Annotated in this window: 16 protein-coding genes; 6 read left to right on the forward strand and 10 right to left on the reverse strand. The window is 60.7% G+C overall.

Annotated elements, in window-relative coordinates; genetic code table 11:
- Positions 1–92 precede the first annotated feature (92 nt).
- Positions 93–1130, forward strand: coding sequence for an L-glyceraldehyde 3-phosphate reductase (gene mgrA / locus OZ428_RS01380; protein WP_038843613.1), 1038 nt, complete (start codon positions 93–95; stop codon positions 1128–1130).
- A gap of 449 nt (positions 1131–1579) precedes the next feature.
- Here the strand turns inward: mgrA and tauD are convergent, their stop codons facing one another.
- The 7 genes from tauD to OZ428_RS01415 form a co-directional block, all read right to left on the reverse strand.
- Positions 1580–2416: a taurine dioxygenase gene (tauD, locus tag OZ428_RS01385; protein WP_038843614.1), complete on the reverse strand. Its 837-nt coding sequence runs from the start codon at positions 2414–2416 to the stop codon at positions 1580–1582.
- 11 nt (positions 2417–2427) lie between these two features.
- Positions 2428–3255 carry a taurine ABC transporter permease TauC gene (tauC, locus tag OZ428_RS01390; protein WP_133076540.1) on the reverse strand — a complete coding sequence of 276 codons (828 nt, stop codon included), beginning with the start codon at positions 3253–3255 and terminating at the stop codon, positions 2428–2430.
- A complete protein-coding gene (gene tauB, locus OZ428_RS01395; RefSeq protein ID WP_269132528.1) occupies positions 3252–4031 on the reverse strand; it encodes a taurine ABC transporter ATP-binding subunit in 780 nt (259 codons plus the stop codon). Before tauB ends, tauC begins: the two co-directional genes overlap by 4 nt.
- A 16-nt stretch (positions 4032–4047) precedes the next feature.
- Positions 4048–5025 (reverse strand): taurine ABC transporter substrate-binding protein, encoded by a 978-nt coding sequence (tauA, locus tag OZ428_RS01400; RefSeq protein WP_269132529.1) that lies wholly within the window; start codon positions 5023–5025, stop codon positions 4048–4050.
- Between the two features lie 269 nt (positions 5026–5294).
- A complete protein-coding gene (gene gshA / locus OZ428_RS01405) occupies positions 5295–6878 on the reverse strand; it encodes a glutamate--cysteine ligase (RefSeq protein WP_038850307.1) in 1584 nt (527 codons plus the stop codon).
- A gap of 214 nt (positions 6879–7092) precedes the next feature.
- Complete coding sequence (locus OZ428_RS01410; protein WP_016979039.1) at positions 7093–7476, reverse strand: PaaI family thioesterase; 384 nt, start codon at positions 7474–7476, stop codon at positions 7093–7095.
- Positions 7476–9800: a Tex family protein gene (locus tag OZ428_RS01415; protein WP_133076538.1), complete on the reverse strand. Its 2325-nt coding sequence runs from the start codon at positions 9798–9800 to the stop codon at positions 7476–7478. Before OZ428_RS01415 ends, OZ428_RS01410 begins: the two co-directional genes overlap by 1 nt.
- Before the next feature lie 357 nt (positions 9801–10157).
- Here OZ428_RS01415 and ompR point away from each other — a divergent pair, with 357 nt between their 5' ends.
- Complete coding sequence (gene ompR, locus OZ428_RS01420; RefSeq protein WP_016979041.1) at positions 10158–10898, forward strand: osmolarity response regulator transcription factor OmpR; 741 nt, start codon at positions 10158–10160, stop codon at positions 10896–10898.
- Positions 10899–11015: 117 nt separating this feature from the next.
- Positions 11016–12329 (forward strand): ATP-binding protein, encoded by a 1314-nt coding sequence (locus OZ428_RS01425; RefSeq protein WP_016979042.1) that lies wholly within the window; start codon positions 11016–11018, stop codon positions 12327–12329.
- 95 nt (positions 12330–12424) lie between these two features.
- Here the strand turns inward: OZ428_RS01425 and rimK are convergent, their stop codons facing one another.
- Together rimK and rimB are read right to left on the reverse strand one after the other, a co-directional pair.
- Entirely contained in the window at positions 12425–13330 is a 906-nt protein-coding gene (rimK, locus tag OZ428_RS01430; RefSeq protein WP_010214091.1) for a 30S ribosomal protein S6--L-glutamate ligase, read from the reverse strand.
- A complete protein-coding gene (gene rimB / locus OZ428_RS01435; RefSeq protein WP_016979043.1) occupies positions 13327–13809 on the reverse strand; it encodes a retropepsin-like aspartic endopeptidase RimB in 483 nt (160 codons plus the stop codon). Before rimB ends, rimK begins: the two co-directional genes overlap by 4 nt.
- A gap of 296 nt (positions 13810–14105) precedes the next feature.
- Here rimB and OZ428_RS01440 point away from each other — a divergent pair, with 296 nt between their 5' ends.
- On the forward strand, positions 14106–14513 hold the full coding sequence (locus tag OZ428_RS01440; RefSeq protein ID WP_016979044.1) for an RNA-binding S4 domain-containing protein: 408 nt from the start codon (positions 14106–14108) through the stop codon (positions 14511–14513).
- Between the two features lie 134 nt (positions 14514–14647).
- On the opposite strand, the gene OZ428_RS01445 is transcribed toward OZ428_RS01440, so the two are convergent.
- On the reverse strand, positions 14648–15451 hold the full coding sequence (locus OZ428_RS01445) for a phosphatase PAP2 family protein (RefSeq protein ID WP_269132530.1): 804 nt from the start codon (positions 15449–15451) through the stop codon (positions 14648–14650).
- A 104-nt stretch (positions 15452–15555) separates the two neighbouring features.
- On the opposite strand from OZ428_RS01445, the gene hslO reads away from it, so the two are divergent.
- Together hslO and OZ428_RS01455 are read left to right on the forward strand one after the other, a co-directional pair.
- Complete coding sequence (hslO, locus tag OZ428_RS01450) at positions 15556–16458, forward strand: Hsp33 family molecular chaperone HslO (protein ID WP_016979046.1); 903 nt, start codon at positions 15556–15558, stop codon at positions 16456–16458.
- 179 nt (positions 16459–16637) lie between these two features.
- Entirely contained in the window at positions 16638–18179 is a 1542-nt protein-coding gene (locus OZ428_RS01455; RefSeq protein WP_269132531.1) for a phosphoenolpyruvate carboxykinase, read from the forward strand.
- The last annotated feature ends 16 nt before the right edge of the window (positions 18180–18195 follow it).

An 18195-nucleotide genomic window follows, 5' to 3' on the forward strand; every position in this document is an offset into this window, starting at 1 on the left:
GGAACGGCAGACTTAAGCGATTCAGCTGGTTAAAAGGCCTGGGAATAACCTTATTCCCAGGCCTTATTTGCCGACGTCCAAGAGAGGATTCGATGACTTACATTGCTGCCGAAAACCGCTATGAATCTATTCCGTACCGCCGCGTAGGCCGCAGTGGATTGGTGCTGCCTGCACTGTCCCTGGGCCTGTGGCACAACTTTGGCGACAGCACCCCGATCGACACCCAGCGCGCCCTGCTGCGCACCGCGTTCGACCTGGGCATCAACCACTTCGACCTGGCCAACAACTATGGCCCGCCCTACGGCAGCGCCGAGATCAACTTCGGCCGTTTGCTGCGCGAAGACTTCAAGCACTACCGCGACGAACTGATCATCTCCAGCAAAGCCGGCTGGGACATGTGGCCCGGCCCTTACGGCCAGGGCGGCGGCTCACGCAAGTACGTATTGGCCAGCCTCGACCAGAGCCTGCAACGCCTGGGCGTCGACTATGTGGACATCTTCTACTCCCACCGTTTTGACGCCGACACCCCCCTGGAAGAAACCGCCAGCGCCCTCGCCACTGCCGTGCAGCAAGGCAAGGCGTTGTACATCGGGATCTCGTCCTACTCGGGCGTGAAAACCCGCGAAATCGCCGCGCTGCTCAAAGAGTGGAAAGTGCCGTTGCTGATTCACCAGCCGGCCTACAACCTGCTCAACCGCTGGGTGGAAAAAGACCTGTTGGACACCACCGAAGAGCTCGGCGCCGGGGTGATTGCGTTCACGCCATTGGCCCAGGGTTTGCTGACCGACAAATACCTCAACGGCGTACCGGCGGATGCACGGGTGAACCGTCCGGGCGGTGGTTCGTTGCAGGCCAAGCACCTGTCCGAAGCCAACATCGCCCACGTGCGCGCGCTGAATGAAATCGCCCAACGCCGTGGCCAGAGCCTGGCGCAACTGGCATTGGCCTGGACGTTGCGCGATCCACGGGTAACCAGTGCGCTGATCGGTGCGAGCCGGCCGGAGCAGATTATCGAAAACGTCGGGGCGTTGAAGAACCTGCATTTCAGCGCTGAGGAATTGGCGGAGATCGATCGGTTTGCCCAGGAAGGTGGGATCAACCTGTGGGAAAAGCCATCTACTGCTGAATAAGCGGCCGCACGGGATCAATGTGGGGTTGGTGTGGGAGTGGGCTTGCCCTAATGCCAGCCAGTTAAAAACTAGGAAGAGTAAAAAGTACTTGTGGCGAGGGAGCTTGCTCCCGCTGGACTGCGCAGCAGTCCCATTTTTGGGGCCGCTTCGCGGCCCAGCGGGAGCAAGCTCCCTCGCCACAGGTCCCGCGCACACTCATTGGCGGTCGCTTAGTCTTCGAGCTTCACAATCCGAACTGCTGTTGCTCTCTCAGGCAGTTCAAGCTCGATATAGCCTACGCCTGAAAGCCGGGCTCGTATTCTGCTTCCAAGCCCTTTGCATTTTCGGGTTTTTGCAGCGGATGTATGTGCGCCCAACTTAGGTTTTTGTTTCACAGATTCATCCTCCTGAGAGCGATCAGAAAGATAGCGGTTTAACATATTTAAAAGCCAGTCTTCGGTTCCTGCCCCTCAGAACGGGACATCCCCCAAAATCGTCGCCCGGTGCATCACCCGCCGTTGCGGCCGGTAATCATCCACCGCGTAATGCTGCGTCACGCGGTTATCCCAGAACGCCACATCGTTTTCCTGCCAACGCCAACGAATGGTGAACTCCGGGCGTGTCGCGTGGGCAAACAGCAGCTTCAGAATCGCCTCGCTCTCCGCCGGCTCCAGCTCGTTGATCCTGGTGGTAAACCCATCACTGACAAACAGCGACTTACGCCCACTCACCGGGTGCGTGCGCACTACCGGATGCGACAACGGCGGGTTCTTCTTGCGGGTTTCTTCCCAGCGCGCCAGGTCTTCGGCGGTGTTGCCAAAGCGCTCCAGCGGGAAGGATTTGGTGAAGTCGTGGGTCGCGGTCAGCCCATCGAGCAAGTGCTTCAACGGCTCGGACAGCGCCTCATACGCCGCAATCCCGCTGGCCCACAGCGTATCGCCGCCAAACGCCGGCAGCAGCTTGGCGCTGAGTACGGCGCCCAACGCCGGGGTGGGCAGGAAGGTCACGTCGGTGTGCCACACGGCGTTGTCGCGCACGTCGGTGACGGCGGTGTCGAGGATCAGCACTTCGGGCTGTTCCGGCACGTTGGGGTAGATCGGGTGGATATGCAGGTCACCAAAATTCGCAGCGAAGCGTGCTTGCTGTTGCGGGTTGATCGGTTGATCGCGGAAGAACAGCACCGAGTGCTTGAGCAATGCCTGTTCAATGGCATCGCGCTCTTCAATGTTCAACGGCTGGGTGATATCGACGCCACTGATCAGGGCACCCAATGCGGTGCTGATGGGGGTAACGGTCAGGCTGCTCATGCTGTTCTCACTCAATGTGCCTGGCCATGCCATGGCACCAATTTACGCTGCAGGGCACGCAAGCCCATTTCCATGGTGAAGGCGATCAGGGCGATCACCAGGATCCCCAGCACCACCACGTCGGTGACGAGGAACTGCGCCGCCGACTGCACCATAAAGCCCAGGCCGCTGGTGGCGGCGATCAATTCGGCGGCGACCAACGTCGACCAACCCACCCCCAAACCAATGCGCACGCCGGTGAGGATATCGGGCAGGGCGCTCGGCAAAATCACATGGCGGATCAACTGGGCGCGGGTTGCCCCCAGCGACTGCGCCGCGCGCAACTTGGCCGGGTCAACGGTGCGCACACCGGTCGCAGTGGCGATGGCGATTGGCGCAAAGATCGCCAGGTAGATCAGCAGCACCTTGGACAGCTCGCCAATGCCGCACCAGATCACGATCAACGGTAGGTAGGCCAGGGGCGGAATCGGCCGGTAGAACTCGATCAACGGGTCGAGAATGCCCCGGGCGATACGGTTGGAACCGATGGCAATCCCCACCGGCACGGCGGTCAGCACGGCAAAACCGAGGCCCAGGCCGATACGGCTGAGGCTCGCGCCCAGGTGCTGCCACAAGGTGGAATCCATATAACCGCTGGTCGCCAGCAGCCAGCCCTTTTGCAGCACGGCGGACGGCGGCGGCAGGAACAGCGGTTCGATCAGACCGGTGGCGGTCACGGCCCACCAGATTGTCAGCAGGGCGACCAGCGTCAGCACGCTGATCCAGCGCGTGCTCAAGCTGCGGCGCAGCGGGATAACGGTATGCACCACCGGCTTGGCGGCGAGTTCGTAGCTGCTCATGCGGACACCTGCCGTTGGGAGAACACTTTGCCCAGCACGTGTTCGCGGGTTTCGATAAAGTGCGGGTCGGACTTGATCGCCCGCGCCGACTCACCGGCGGCGTAGCGTTGGCCGAAGTCCAGGCTCAGGCGTTCGACGATCTGGCCAGGGCTGGGCGCCAGCAGGATCAGGTCAGTGGCCAGGAAGACCGCTTCTTCGATGTCGTGGGTAATCAGGAACACCGGCTTGGCCGTGCGCCGCCAGACTTGCAGCAGCAGCTCCTGCATCTGTTCGCGGGTGAAGGCGTCGAGGGCGCCGAAGGGTTCGTCCATCAGCAACACGCGAGGGTCGGCCGCCAGCGCGCGGGCGAGGCCGACACGTTGCTTCTGCCCACCGGAAAGTTGCCAGATGCGGCGGCTGTCGAAACCGGCCAGGTCGACCAGTGCCAGCATTTCCCGAGCGCGCACTTCACGTTGCGCCTTGGGCACACCGGCCAGCTCCAGGCCGAAGCCGACGTTGGCCAGCACATCCTGCCAGGGCAGCAGGGCGTCGTCCTGGAACACCACGCCGCGTTCGGCGCTCGGGCCTTTGACCGGCACGCCATCAAGCGTAATGCGCCCGGCGGACGGTTCGACAAAGCCGGCAATCAGGTTCAACAGCGAAGTCTTGCCACTGCCGGACGGGCCGAGGGCCACCAGCAATTGCTGGGGCCCCAGGTCGATTGAAATGTCTGACAGTACCGGTTCTGTGGCGCCTGGGTACTGTGCGCTGATGCGCTCCAGTTGTAGCAAGGCCATCGCGATGAACTCCTGATCAGTTAGTAATGAACTTGGCGCTGACGTAAGGGGCGTAGTCCGGCAGCACGGAGTCGACCTTGCCTTGCTCCTTTAGGAACGCGGCGGTATCGGTCACGGCCTTGGTGGTCGGTGCGCCCAGCAGGGTCACTTGGTCGGCGGCCAGCGGGTAGACGTTGCCTTGCAGCAGCAGTGGGATGTCGCTGGCCTTGGCGCCGGAGAGTTTCACCAGTTTTTCGACGTTGCCTTTGTCGGCGAGCCAGGCTTGTGGGTCTTTGCGGTAGGCGGCGTAGGCATCCAGGGTGACTTTGGCAAACGCCGTGACGATTTCCGGATGCTTCTCGGCAAAATCCTTACGCACGATCCAGGCATCGAAGGTTGGCGCGCCAAACTTGGCCAGTTCGCCGGAGGTGATCAGCACCTTGCCGTTTTCCTTGGCCACGCCTAGGGCAGGGTCCCATACGTAGGTGGCGTCGATATCACCACGTTTCCAGGCGGCGATGATCGCCGGTGGTGCGAGGTTGAGGATGGTCACTTTGGACGGGTCGATGTTCCAGTGCTTCAACGCAGCCAACAGGCTGTAGTGCCCGGTGGACACGAAGGGCACGGCGATTTTTTTGCCGATCAGGTCCTGCGGGCTGTTGATCCCCGAACCGTCGCGCGCTACCAGGGCTTCGGCGCCGCCGATCTGGGTGGCAACGAGGAAGGTTTCCACCGGCACTTTGCGGGTGATCGCAGCGGTCAGCGGGCTGGAACCGAGGTAGCCGATCTGCACGTCGCCGGACGCGATGGCGGCGATGATGTCGGCGCCATTGTCGAATTTGCGCCAGTTGATCTTGGCGTTGGTGGCTTTTTCGTAAGCGCCGTCGGCCTGGGCGACTTTGGCCGGGTCCACGGTGGTCTGGTAAGCGATGGTCACATCCGCCGCCTGGGCAAACAGGCTGGCACCGGCCAGGGACAATGCGGCCAAGAGGCGCAGAGGGGTCAGCAGTTTCAAGGGGAAGCTCCTCAATCAGGCGGCCGAGGGTCGGCGTGTGAGGAGAGTAAATGATCTAAGAATCCGAAAATAAATAACATTTTCGAATTAGCTTATGAGGAGAAAAATGTTGCTTGTAGTGAGCGGGCTTGCCCCGCGCTGGGTGGCGAAGCCGCCCTAAAATCTGGCGCCGCGTGTTAACTGAATCAATGCGGTTGCCTTATTGGGGCGGCTTCGCCCCCCAGCGCGGGGCGAGCCCGCTCACCACAGTAAATTACCCCAACATTTTTTTAGTTGCTGATGGCGAGGATGCTGGCCTGGTACGAGCCAACAAACACGTCAAAATCACCCACTTCGTTCTGCTCCAGCTCTGCCTGCTGTGCCAGCGATTTGCGTGCCAGTTCTTCAAACTGCGCTTGCTCTTCGGCCGGCAGCGGTTCGCTGCGGAAATGCTCAGCGTGCAACTGGCTCTGGTGCAGGGAGAACTGCGCAAAACTTTCCTTACGCTCGGCCATCGCCGCCAACACTTGGGCCGACGGGGTCAGGGACGAATCCTTGACCTTGGCCAATTGGGCATCCAGCGCCTGGCTGTGTTCGGTGATGCCGTGGCTTTCATCCAGCAAGGCGGCCAGTGGCGCAATTTGCTCCAGCAGCTCGGCAGCCCATTCCTTCATGTCCACAGGCTGGCCCTGACGCTGCAATTGCAGGCCGGGACGACGACCTTCCTTGACCACGCTGAGGAAGTTGGAGGTGGCGTTGCCGCACTCGTTGTCGGCGAACAACGGGCTGTCGTTCAACGCGCAGTACAGCAGGAAGGCGTCGAGGAAACGCGACTCCGGCAGGTCGATGCCCATCGGCAGGAACGGGTTGATGTCCAGGCAGCGCACTTCGATGTACTGGATGCCACGGGCCACCAGCGCCTGGATCGGCCGTTCGCCGGTGTAGGTCACACGCTTGGGGCGGATGTTGGAGTAGTACTCGTTTTCGATCTGCAGGATGTTGGTGTTGAGCTGTACCCACTCACCGTCCTGATGGGTTCCGATTTCGACGTACGGTGCGTAGGGCGTTGCTACCGCTTCGCGCAGGCTGTCGGTGTAGCTGGCCAGGTCGTTGTAGCACGGCGTGAGGCCAGCCTGGGCGTTGCTCTGGTAACCCAGGTCGCTCATGCGCAGGCTGGTTGCGTAGGGCAAGTACAGTGTGTCGGCGTCGAGCACTTCCAGCTGGTGCGAGCGACCCCGCAGGAAGCCGGCGTCCAGGGCAGGGGATGCACCGAACAGGTACATCAGCAGCCAGCTGTAACGGCGGAAGTTGCGGATCAGCGCGATATAGGCGGTGGACTGGTAGTCGCGGTCGGTGCCGACAAATCCTTCAGTCTCTTTAAGCAACGGCCACAGCGCTTCCGGCAACGAAAAGTTGTAGTGGATGCCAGCGATGCACTGCATGGTCTTGCCATAACGCAGTGCCAAACCCTTGCGATACACGTACTTGAGCTGTCCGATATTGGACGTGCCGTAGTAGGCAATCGGAATATCTTCCTCAGCCGGCAACGGGCACGGCATCGAGGGGCTCCACAGGTATTCGCTGCCCAGCTTGGTGTAGGCAAAGCGATGGATCTTGTCCAGGCTGCTCAGGGTATCGGCCGGGTTGGGCAGGGCGGGAGTGATGAACTCCAGCAGCGATTCCGAATAGTCGGTGGTGATCTGTTCGTGGGTCAACGCGGCGCCCAGGGCTTCAGGGTGCGGCGTTTGTGCCAGTCGACCCTCACCGGTGACACGCAGGCATTCGCGCTCGATGCCGTGCAAGCACTGCTCTAGCAGGGAGAGGTGTTCGCGCTTGCCGAGCAGGGCCAGGCGGCGGTTGAGAAGTTCGCTCAAGTTGGATTCCTTCACGCGTCAGTCGCCCCAATATGGGGGTGGGCAGGACGGTCTACAAGGGTGAAGTTAAAACTGGCGTGATCGCCTGGTTTAGAGTCGATTTAACCCGCTCTGAAAATGCCGACTTCACTCCATGAATTTGGCTACAGCGCAGCGAGAAAATTCCGACGCCGTGATTGCAGCGCCGAAATTAACTCAATTCGGGGGTGGGGAGCTATAGGACAGCGAAGGTGCCCTGTGCTTTTGCGACAAGTCTTTCGTCTTGATACACGTCTGCCTCGACCACCAGCGTGCGGCGACCGGCATGAATCACCCGGCTGGTGCACAGCACGTCACCGTCGGACACGGCGCGGATATAGTTGATCTTGCACTCGATAGTCGCGCTCTGCTGGTCGAAACCATGGGAGCTGGAACAGGCCAGCCCCATCGTAATGTCCACCAGGCTAAAAATCGCCCCGCCATGGAGCTTGCCCGCGCGGTTGCGCAGTTGCGGCTCCAGGGTCAGGGCCACCTCGGCAACGCCTTCTTCAAGGCGTTGCAGGCGGCAGCCGATCAGTTCGCTGAACGCGCTCTGGGTCAAACCGGCCGGGATTTCCATCAGCGTTTCTTCAACTGTTTGGCGTTGGCGAACAGCGAGGCCATGGCGTTGTTGCTTGGCGCTGCGGTGGCGGTTTCCTTACGCGGTGCATTGTTCTGCGACTGGCGCGGTGCCGAACCCGGACGAGCACCACGGGCACCGTCGATCTTCTCGCCGGGGGTGTCGCTCATGCGCATCGACAGGCCAACGCGTTTGCGCGGGATGTCGACTTCCATCACCTTGACCTTGACCACGTCGCCGGCTTTGACCGCTTCACGCGGGTCTTTGATGAACTTCTCCGAAAGCGCGGAGATATGCACCAAACCGTCCTGATGCACGCCGATGTCCACAAAGGCCCCGAAGTTGGTCACGTTGGTGACCACGCCTTCGAGGATCATGCCCAGCTCCAGATCCTTGAGGTCTTCGACGCCGTCCTGGAACTCGGCGGTCTTGAACTCGGGACGTGGGTCGCGGCCAGGTTTTTCCAGCTCTTGCAGGATGTCGGTGATAGTCGGCACACCGAAGGTTTCGTCGGTGTACTTCTTCGGATCCAGGCGTTTGAGGAACGCAGCATCGCCGATCAGCGAGCGGATATCGCGGTCGGTCTCGGCGGCGATGCGCTGCACCAGCGGGTAGGCTTCGGGGTGGACTGCGGAAGAATCCAGCGGGTTGTCGCCGTTCATTACGCGTAGGAAACCGGCGGCTTGCTCGAAAGTTTTCTCGCCCAGGCGTGCGACTTTTTTCAGCGCTGCACGGGTCTTGAACGCGCCGTTTTCGTCGCGGTGGGTCACGATGTTCTGCGCCAGGGTGGCGTTGAGACCGGAAATGCGCGCCAGCAAGGCGACGGAAGCGGTGTTCACGTCCACGCCCACGGCGTTTACGCAGTCTTCCACCACCGCGTCCAGGCCGCGTGCCAGTTTCAGCTGCGACACGTCGTGCTGGTACTGGCCGACGCCGATGGATTTAGGGTCGATCTTCACCAGCTCGGCCAATGGATCCTGCAGGCGACGGGCGATGGACACTGCGCCACGGATCGACACGTCAAGGTCCGGGAACTCCTTGGAAGCCAGTTCCGACGCCGAGTACACCGAAGCGCCGGCCTCGGAGACCATGACCTTGGTCATTTTCATGGCTGGGTATTTCTTGATCAGCTCGGCGGCCAGCTTGTCGGTTTCACGGCTGGCGGTGCCGTTGCCGATTGCGATCAGGTCCACCGCGTGCTTGGCGCACAGGGCAGCCAGGATCGCCAGGGTCTGGTCCCATTTGTTGTGCGGCACATGCGGATACACCGTGGCGTGGTCCAGCAGCTTGCCGGTGGCGTCGACCACGGCGACCTTGCAGCCGGTGCGCAGGCCCGGGTCGAGGCCCAGCGTGGCGCGTGGGCCGGCCGGGGCCGACAGCAGCAGGTCGTGCAGGTTGTGGGCGAACACGTTGATCGCCTCGGTCTCGGCGCCGTCGCGCAGCTCGCCGAGCAGATCGGTTTCCAGGTGGGTGTAGAGCTTGACCTTCCAGGTCCAGCGCACCACTTCACCGAGCCACTTGTCCGCAGGACGGTTCTGATTCTGGATGCCGAATTGTTGACCGATCATGCCTTCGCACGGGTGCATGGTGCCCGGCAATTCGTCACCGACCTTCAGCGCGGAGCTGAGAATGCCTTCGTTGCGGCCACGGAAAATGGCGAGCGCACGGTGGGACGGCATGCTTTTCAGCGGCTCGTCATGTTCGAAGTAGTCGCGGAACTTGGCGCCTTCTTCCTCTTTGCCGGCGATGACACGGGCGCTGAGGACGGCTTCCTGCTTCAAGTAAGTGCGCAGTTTTTCCAGCAGGCTGGCGTCTTCGGCGAAGCGCTCCATGAGGATGTACTTGGCGCCTTCGAGGGCGGCCTTGACGTCGGCGACGCCTTTTTCGGCGTCGATGAAGCGGGCGGCTTCGGTGTCCGGGGTCAGCGACGGGTCGTTGAACAGACCGTCGGCCAACTCGCCCAGACCGGCTTCCAGGGCGATCTGGCCCTTGGTGCGGCGCTTCTGCTTGTACGGCAGGTAGAGGTCTTCGAGGCGGGTCTTGGTGTCGGCGAGCTTGATGTCGCGCTCAAGCTGTGGAGTCAACTTGCCCTGTTCCTCGATGCTGGCGAGGATGCTGATGCGCCGTTCGTCGAGTTCTCGCAGGTAGCGCAGACGCTCTTCCAGGTGACGCAGTTGGATGTCGTCGAGGCTGCCGGTCACTTCTTTACGGTAACGGGCGATGAAAGGCACCGTGGAGCCTTCATCCAGTAGAGCGACGGCCGCTTCGACCTGTTGTGGGCGTACACCGAGTTCCTCGGCGATGCGGCTGTTGATGCTGTCCATAAAACCACCTGAAATTCTGAAAAGCAGCTCGCAGGCCCGGAAAACAAGGCCCTGGGAGGCTGGTTGAGCGGCCCGACTGGCGCCGCTGCCTGGGTCAAGAGGCAGCCTATTGACCCTCGAAATCGAAAAAATCACACAAGCGGGTAAAAAAAGCCTCGGCAGCAAACGGTAACGATCTGAAGTTGCCCTGCACGACGGCGCCGCATTATAACCAGCGTTCTGTCCTTGGGGGGGGATTGCGCCAACGGTTGTAGGGCGCGGGTTCGCTGGCAGTTGAGGAAAAATCTGCTAACAATGCACACGGTGCGTATAACGGCAGCTAGGCCATAATGCGCGCCGAGATAAGAGGAGCATCTAATGAGCAGCACTGCACAAACTGCTGAAGGCGAAAAAATTCTCATCGTTGACGACGACCCGGGGCTGAGCAGCCTGCTGGAGCGCTTCTTCAACTCCAAGGGCTACCGTGCCCGCGCGGTGCCGAACACCGAGCAGATGGACCGCCTGTTGGGGCGTGAAGTATTCAACCTGGTCGTACTCGACCTGATGCTGCCCGGCGAAGACGGCCTGACCGCCTGCAAACGCCTGCGCGGCGCGAACAACCAGATTCCCATCATCATGCTCACCGCCAAGGGCGATGAGCTGAGCCGCATCAAGGGCCTCGAACTGGGCGCTGATGACTACCTGGCCAAGCCGTTCAACCCGGACGAGCTGATGGCTCGGGTCAAAGCCGTACTGCGTCGCCAGGCGCCGCCGGTGCCGGGCGCGCCGGGTAGCGAAGACGAGAGTGTCACCTTTGGCGACTACGAACTGTCGCTGGCGACCCGTGAGCTCAAGCGTGGCGATGAAGTGCACATGCTTACCACGGGTGAATTTGCTGTGCTCAAGGCCCTGGTGATGAACGCTCGCCAGCCGTTGACCCGCGACAAGCTGATGAACCTGGCCCGTGGCCGGGAATGGGACGCTCTGGAGCGCTCCATCGACGTGCAGATTTCCCGTCTGCGCCGGATGATCGAGCCGGATCCATCCAAGCCACGGTACATCCAGACGGTATGGGGCGTGGGTTATGTGTTTGTGCCGGACGGCAATAAAACCAGTTGACCGGTGATTTGCAGGGGCGGGCATCCTGGCGTTTGACTCCATGAGGGTCGACGGGATGTCCGGCGTCTGCAATTCTGCGAGCGCCGCTCGTTTCTGCAAGGTATCTAGCAGTCTTCTATGAAAACCCCGCTGTGGTTCCCCCAAAGTTTCTTCTCCCGCACCCTTTGGCTGGTGCTGATCGTCGTTCTGTTTTCCAAGGCACTCACACTGGTTTATCTGTTGATGAACGAGGACGTGCTGGTGGACCGGCAATACAGCCACGGTGTCGCCTTGACGCTGCGCGCCTACTGGGCGGCAGACCCCGAGAACCGCGAGAAGATCGCCAAGGCCGCGACCCTGGTGCGCGTTGCCGGTGCAGGTGTGCCGGAGGGCGAGCAGCATTGGCCCTACAGTGAAATTTACCAACGCCAGATGCAGGCCGAACTCGGTGAAGACACCGAGGTGCGGTTGCGCATGCATGTGTCGCCCGCATTGTGGGTACGTGCGCCGAGCTTGGGCGAAGATTGGTTGAAAGTGCCGTTGTACCCACACCCGCTGCGGGGGCAGAAGATCTGGAACGTGTTGGGCTGGTTCCTGGCGATCGGTCTGCTTTCAACGGCCTCGGCATGGATTTTCGTACGCCAACTCAACCAGCCTCTAAAACGCCTTGTGTTTGCCGCCCGTCAATTGGGCCAGGGGCGCAGCGTGCGCCTGCCGGTCAGCGATACGCCGAGTGAGATGACCGAGGTGTACGGCGCGTTCAATCAGATGGCGGAAGACGTCGAACAGGCCGGGCGCGAACGCGAGTTGATGCTGGCGGGGGTGTCCCATGACCTGCGCACACCGTTGACGCGATTGCGCTTGTCTCTGGAGCTAATGGGCAACCATAGCGACCTCACTGATGACATGGTCCGCGACATTGAGGACATGGACGCGATCCTCGACCAGTTCCTGGCGTTTATCCGCGATGGCCGTGATGAAGTGGTTGAGGAGGTCGACCTGACTGACCTGGTGCGCGAGGTGGTCGCGCCCTACAACCAGAACGGTGAACAGGTACGTATGCGCCTGGAGCCGATCCAGCCGTTTGCGTTGCGTCGGGTGTCGATGAAGCGCCTGTTGAACAACCTGATCGGCAACGCCTTGCATCACGCCGGTTCCGATGTGGAAGTGGCGGCCTATGTGTCCGGCGACAGTGCTGCGCCTTATGTGGTGCTGAGCGTAATGGACCGGGGCGCAGGCATCGACCCGGACGAGTTGGAAGGCATCTTCAACCCGTTCACCCGTGGCGACCGTGCCCGGGGTGGCAAAGGTACAGGGCTAGGGTTGGCGATTGTGCGGCGGATTGCCTCGATGCATGGCGGCAATGTTGAGTTGCGCAACCGAGAAGAGGGTGGCCTGGAGGCGCGGGTGCGGTTGCCGCTTGGGTTGATGTTGCCTAGAGATGCGGTCTGACAAACGCTAAGTCATCAAATGTGGGAGCTGGCTTGCCCGCGATAGCCATAGTGGATTCACCACTGCTATCGCAGGCAAGCCAGCTCCCACACTTTTTAGCCCTTACCCTTGGTCCTCGTCATATTCGGCCCACCATTCTTCTCCAGATGCTGAATGATGATCCCCGCCACATCCTTCCCGGTGGTGGTTTCAATGCCTTCCAGGCCCGGTGACGAGTTCACCTCCATCACCAGCGGCCCGTGATTGGAGCGCAGGATATCCACACCCGCCACACTCAACCCCATCACCTTGGCAGCCCGCAGTGCCGTCATGCGTTCTTCCGGCGTGATCTTGATCAGGCTGGCGCTGCCGCCACGGTGCAGGTTGGAGCGGAACTCCCCCGGCTTGGCCTGGCGCTTCATCGCCGCAATCACCTTGTCGCCCACCACGAAGCAGCGGATATCCGCACCGCCGGCTTCCTTGATGTATTCCTGCACCATGATGTTCTGCTTGAGGCCCATGAACGCCTCGATCACGGATTCGGCCGCTGTCGCGGTTTCACACAGCACCACGCCGATACCCTGGGTGCCTTCCAGCACCTTGATCACCAGCGGCGCGCCGTTGACCATGTCGATCAGATCGGGGATGTCATCGGGGGAGTGGGCAAAGCCCGTTACCGGCAGGCCGATACCCCGGCGCGACAACAGTTGCAGCGAGCGCAGCTTGTCCCGTGAACGGGCAATGGCGACCGACTCATTGAGGGGAAACACCCCCATCATTTCGAACTGGCGCAACACCGCGCAGCCATAGAACGTCACCGAGGCGCCGATGCGTGGGATCACCGCATCAAACCCCTCCAGCGGCTTGCCCCGGTAGTGGATCTGCGGCTTGTGGCTGGCGATGTTCATATAGGCACGCAACGTGTCGATCACCACCATTTCGTGGCCACGTTCGGTGCCGGCCTCAACCAGGCGGCGGGTGGAATACAGACGCGGGTTTCGCGACAGCACAGCAATCTTCATGCAGCACCTGGGACAGATAGAGTAGAGACCGGGAACACCGGCTTGTCTTGAACGTACTTGATGCCGGGATTGACCACCAGTTGGCCGTCAATCAAGGCTTTGGAACCCAGCAACAGCCGGTAACGCATGGCTTTGCGGCAGGCCAGGGTAAATTCCACCCGCCATACCCGATCACCCAGCGCCAACGTGGTGCTGATGACATAGCGCACCTGCGCATGGCCGTTGGAGCTCTTGATGGTTTTCATCGTCACCAGGGGCGCTTCGCAGCGGCGGTGACGCAGTTGCACAACGCTGCCCAGGTGCGCGGTAAAGCGCACCCACTTCTCACCGTCGCGCTCGAACGGCTCGATATCGGTAGCGTGCAGGCTTGAGGTGCTGGCACCGGTGTCGATCTTTGCGCGCAGGCCTGCCACTCCCAAGTCGGGAAGTGCCACCCACTCACGCAGACCCACAACGGTCAAATGGTCAAATGTCTTCAATATGGATAACCGGCATTTCAGAAATGTTTCGTAGTTGTCGAGGACAGTAACGTCCAACGGCTCACGGAGTGTGACAATCCCTTGCCATCACTGAGGCTAGGTGCCGAATTCGCGGTATTCACGCAGAATAATCGGCAAATGGCGACAGATATCTCTCAAGCTTCAATAATCAGTGAGTGCTTGGGCAAGGCACGCAAAACCCGAGGTGCCTGGCGTATCTTAGGTGAGCCTTGAGGTTTATGCGTCGAAGGGTTCCAAGAGTAAGGTTGCGACATTTTTCAGAGCGAGGAATTCAAGTGGCTCAAAAGCAGGAAGAGGAAGAAAAGGTCCGATTGGACAAGTGGCTGTGGGCCGCGCGTTTTTATAAAACCCGTGCCTTGGCCAAGGCCGCCATTGAGAGCGGCAAGGTGCACCATCGCGGCGAGCGCTGCAAGCCAGGCAAGGAGCCGCGTGTCGGCGATGAGTTCCAGATTCGTGTCGGGTTTGATGAAAAGACGGTCGTGGTTCAGGCGCTTTCCATCGTGCGCCGTGGTGCGCCTGAAGCGCAGGCGTTGTACACCGAGACCGAAGCCAGCATCGCCAAGCGTGAAAATGCGGCCGCGATGCGCAAGGCGGGCGCCACGGGCATGACCACCGATGGCAAACCGAGCAAGAAGCAGCGCCGCGACCTGTTCAAGTTTCGCGGCAGTGGCAATGATGACTAGCCTGAGTCGAATGGGCCTTTGTGGTGAGCGGGCTTGCTGTGGTGAGCGGGCTTGCCCCGCGCTGGAGTGCGCAGCGCTCCCGCTTTTTTGAGGCCGCTCCGCAGCCCAGCGCGAGCAAGCTCGCTCACCACAAACTATTGCGCAGTTCTAACGACGCTCATTCGCCCGACGATTGGTAGGCGTGCAGCCAGCCCAAACACCGGCGCGGTCACCCGCAACAACCCGCTCGAAACCTTCGCCGCAAACGGCGTGTAATACCCCCATCCCAACGCCAACAGCGCCAGCAACACGCCACCGATGTAATCGTCCTGGCCCCAATGCGCGCCCGCCACCAGGCGCGGCATCATGAACAGCAGCGCCAGGCCCCAGATCACCAGCACCTGACCAATGCGCTTGGCGAACACCGTCATGAACATCCCCCAGATCAACAGCACCGACGCGTGATCCCCTGGAAAACTCTGGCTCGAACGGTCCTTCAATTCCCAGGTCTTCTCCAGCCCCGGGAAGTAGTCGCTCATCTGGATCGCGCCACTGATCACCATCGACGGGCTGCTGTGTTGCCAACCCATGTGCGCCGCGAATTTGGAAAACAGCATGCGGATAAATAGCAACAGCAGCAGAATGCCGACAAAACCTAACAATGCCTGGCGTACCTGCACGGCCTTGAATATCCAGTCGCCGCGAATCAGCAGCGTCAGCAGAATCACGCCGACCACCGCATCAAACGGCCGCAAACTGGCTACCGCCCACACGTGCAGCCAGGTCGAGTTGCTGGCCAGCGGGTCATTGAGCAGATGAAACAGCCACTCGTCGAAAAGCACACACAGCATCTGGCCCGTGGGCCACAGCCAAAAACACAGCAGTGCGATAGCGAGTAGATTGCAAAAGGCCCATCGCCCGAGGTTCCACTTGGCTTGGAACAAACCCGGATTGTTCATAAACTGTCCCCCACGGCTCTAGAAAACCGCACCAAAACGGTGCTAAAGCGTTTAATTCTATAAACCTTGTAATCAATTTGTCATCAATTCAGATACCCAGACCTATGACTGATCTACCGGATACCGACTTCACCCAACGCTTCATCTTTGACGAGAGCGACGCCCGCGGCGAGCTGGTCTCGCTGGAGCGCAGCTATGCCGAAGTCCTCGCCAAGCACCCCTATCCGGAGCCGGTCGCGCAACTGCTCGGGGAGCTGATGGCGGCGGCGGCGCTGCTGGTGGGCACCATGAAATTTGACGGGTTGCTGATCCTGCAGGCACGTTCCGAAGGCCCCGTACCGATGCTGATGATCGAATGCTCCAGCGAGCGCGAAATCCGTGGATTGGCCCGTTACGAAGCCGACCAGATTGCCCCGGACGCCACCTTGTCCGACCTGATGGCCAACGGCGTGCTGGCGATCACCGTCGACCCCACCGAAGGCCAGCGCTACCAGGGCATTGTCGACCTGGACGGCGAAACCTTGTCGGATTGCTTCACCAACTACTTCGTGATGTCCCAGCAGGTCGGCACCAAGTTCTGGCTCAACGCTGACGGCAAACGCGCCCGCGGCATGCTGTTGCAGCAATTGCCACCGGATCGCATCAAGGACGAAGACGAGCGCACCGACAGCTGGCGCAAGCTGACGGCCCTGGCCGGCACCCTCACCGCTGAAGAGCAACTGGGCCTGGACAACGAAACCATCCTGCATCGCCTGTACCACGAAGAAGCCGTGCGACTGTTTGACGCACAAGGCCTGCACTTCAATTGCAGCTGCTCACGTGAGCGCTCGGCCAATGCCTTGGTCAGCCTCGGCCTGGAAGATGCGCAAAACCTGGTGGTAGAGCACGGCGGGCACATCGAGATCGACTGCCAGTTCTGCAACGAGCGCTACCTGTTCGATGCGGCCGATGTCGCCCAATTGTTCGCCGGCGCAGGCATCGACACCCCTTCCGACACCCGCCACTAAAACGTTTAAGCACAGGTAAATCACCTGACAAACGCCGCATTAGCGCAGTTCTGACGGGAGGGCCCTACTCTTTTTGGGCTTTTCTGGCATAATCCGGCCCACTTTTTTCGCGGTAGTAGTGCGCAACTTTCTACTACAAAACGTTTGGAGCACTCGGCCATAGGCCGACGGGGAACCTCATGACGCAAGCCAACAACGCCGTATACACCGATCTGAGTGTTGACGATCTGGTTAAAGAAGCCCTGCAGCGTGGTGAAGGCGTGCTCGCCGATACTGGCGCGCTGGTCGTCGAAACCGGTCACCGTACTGGCCGTTCGCCGGTCGACCGTTTCATCGTTGAAGAGCCTTCCACCCAGGCTTCCATCGCCTGGGGCCCGATCAACCGCAAGTTCCCGGCCGACAAGTTCGATGCCCTGTGGGCTCGCGTCGAGGCCTTCAACAACGCGCAAGAGCATTTCGTTTCCCATGTTCACGTAGGGGCTGCCGAAGACCACTACCTGGCCGTGAAAATGACCACTCAGACTGCCTGGCAGAACCTGTTCGGTCGTTGCCTGTTCATCAACCCGGCCCAGTACAACCCGGCCGGTCGTGAAGAGTGGCAAGTGCTCAACGTGGCCAACTTCGAATGCGTGCCAGAGCGTGACGGCACCAACTCCGACGGTTGCGTGATCCTCAACTTCGCCCAGAAGAAAGTGCTGATCGCCGGCATGCGTTACGCCGGTGAAATGAAGAAAGCCATGTTCTCGGTGCAGAACTTCCTGCTGCCGGCTTCCGACGTGCTGCCAATGCACTGCGCCGCCAACATCGGCGAAGCAGGCGACGTGACCCTGTTCTTCGGTCTGTCGGGCACCGGCAAAACCACCTTGTCCGCCGACGAAAGCCGTTACCTGATCGGTGATGACGAACACGGTTGGGGCGAAGGTGTGGTGTTCAACATCGAAGGCGGTTGCTATGCCAAGTGCATCGACCTCTCCGAGAAGAACGAGCCGGTCATCTGGAAAGCCATCAAGCACGGCGCCGTGCTGGAAAACGTGGTGATCGACGAGGCCAAGCACGCCGATTACACCAACATCAGCCTGACCCAGAACAGCCGCGCGGCCTACCCGCTGGAGCACGTTGCCAAGCGTTCCGAGAAGAACCTGGGCGGCGAGCCAAACGCGGTAATCTTCCTGACCTGCGACCTGACCGGCGTACTGCCGCCTGTGTCGATCCTCAGCGAAGAACAAGCGGCCTACCACTTCCTGTCCGGCTACACCGCACTGGTGGGCTCGACCGAAATGGGTTCCGGCGGCGGCATCAAGTCGACCTTCTCCACCTGCTTCGGCGCACCGTTCTTCCCGCGCCCGGCTGGCGAATACGCAGAGCTGCTGATCAAGCGCATCCGCGGCTTCGGCTCCAAGGTCTACCTGGTCAACACCGGCTGGACCGGCGGCGGCTACGGCGTCGGCAACCGCTTCAACATCCCGACCACTCGCGGCGTCATCGCAGCGATCCAGAGCGGCGCGTTGATCGGTGCCGAAACCGAACACCTAGACACCATCAACCTCGACGTGCCACTGGCCGTACCGGGCGTTGAAACCGGCCTGTTGAACCCACGTAACACCTGGGCTGACAAGGCTGCCTACGACGAAGCGGCGAAGGCACTGGCGGGTCTGTTCATCGAGAACTTCAAGAAGTTTGAAGTGAGCGATGCGATCAAGGCTGCGGGTCCTAAGTTGTAAGATTCGAGCGTTGTGA

The sequence above is a fragment of the Pseudomonas sp. GXZC genome (assembly GCF_026967615.1).
GTDB lineage: Bacteria > Pseudomonadota > Gammaproteobacteria > Pseudomonadales > Pseudomonadaceae > Aquipseudomonas > Aquipseudomonas azotoformans_A.

Bases quoted from the DNA above. Each gene is read 5' to 3' on its own strand.
- OZ428_RS01455 (WP_269132531.1), top strand. From the start codon at position 16,638: ATGACGCAAGCCAACAACGCCGTATACACCGATCTGAGTGTTGACGAT.
- OZ428_RS01425 (WP_016979042.1), top strand. From the start codon at position 11,016: ATGAAAACCCCGCTGTGGTTCCCCCAAAGTTTCTTCTCCCGCACCCTT.
- tauD (WP_038843614.1), bottom strand. From the start codon at position 2,416: ATGAGCAGCCTGACCGTTACCCCCATCAGCACCGCATTGGGTGCCCTG.
- OZ428_RS01410 (WP_016979039.1), bottom strand. From the start codon at position 7,476: ATGGAAATCCCGGCCGGTTTGACCCAGAGCGCGTTCAGCGAACTGATC.
- OZ428_RS01415 (WP_133076538.1), bottom strand. From the start codon at position 9,800: ATGGACAGCATCAACAGCCGCATCGCCGAGGAACTCGGTGTACGCCCA.
- rimK (WP_010214091.1), bottom strand. From the start codon at position 13,330: ATGAAGATTGCTGTGCTGTCGCGAAACCCGCGTCTGTATTCCACCCGC.
- tauB (WP_269132528.1), bottom strand. From the start codon at position 4,031: ATGGCCTTGCTACAACTGGAGCGCATCAGCGCACAGTACCCAGGCGCC.
- tauC (WP_133076540.1), bottom strand. From the start codon at position 3,255: ATGAGCAGCTACGAACTCGCCGCCAAGCCGGTGGTGCATACCGTTATC.
- mgrA (WP_038843613.1), top strand. From the start codon at position 93: ATGACTTACATTGCTGCCGAAAACCGCTATGAATCTATTCCGTACCGC.
- OZ428_RS01445 (WP_269132530.1), bottom strand. From the start codon at position 15,451: ATGAACAATCCGGGTTTGTTCCAAGCCAAGTGGAACCTCGGGCGATGG.
- ompR (WP_016979041.1), top strand. From the start codon at position 10,158: ATGAGCAGCACTGCACAAACTGCTGAAGGCGAAAAAATTCTCATCGTT.
- hslO (WP_016979046.1), top strand. From the start codon at position 15,556: ATGACTGATCTACCGGATACCGACTTCACCCAACGCTTCATCTTTGAC.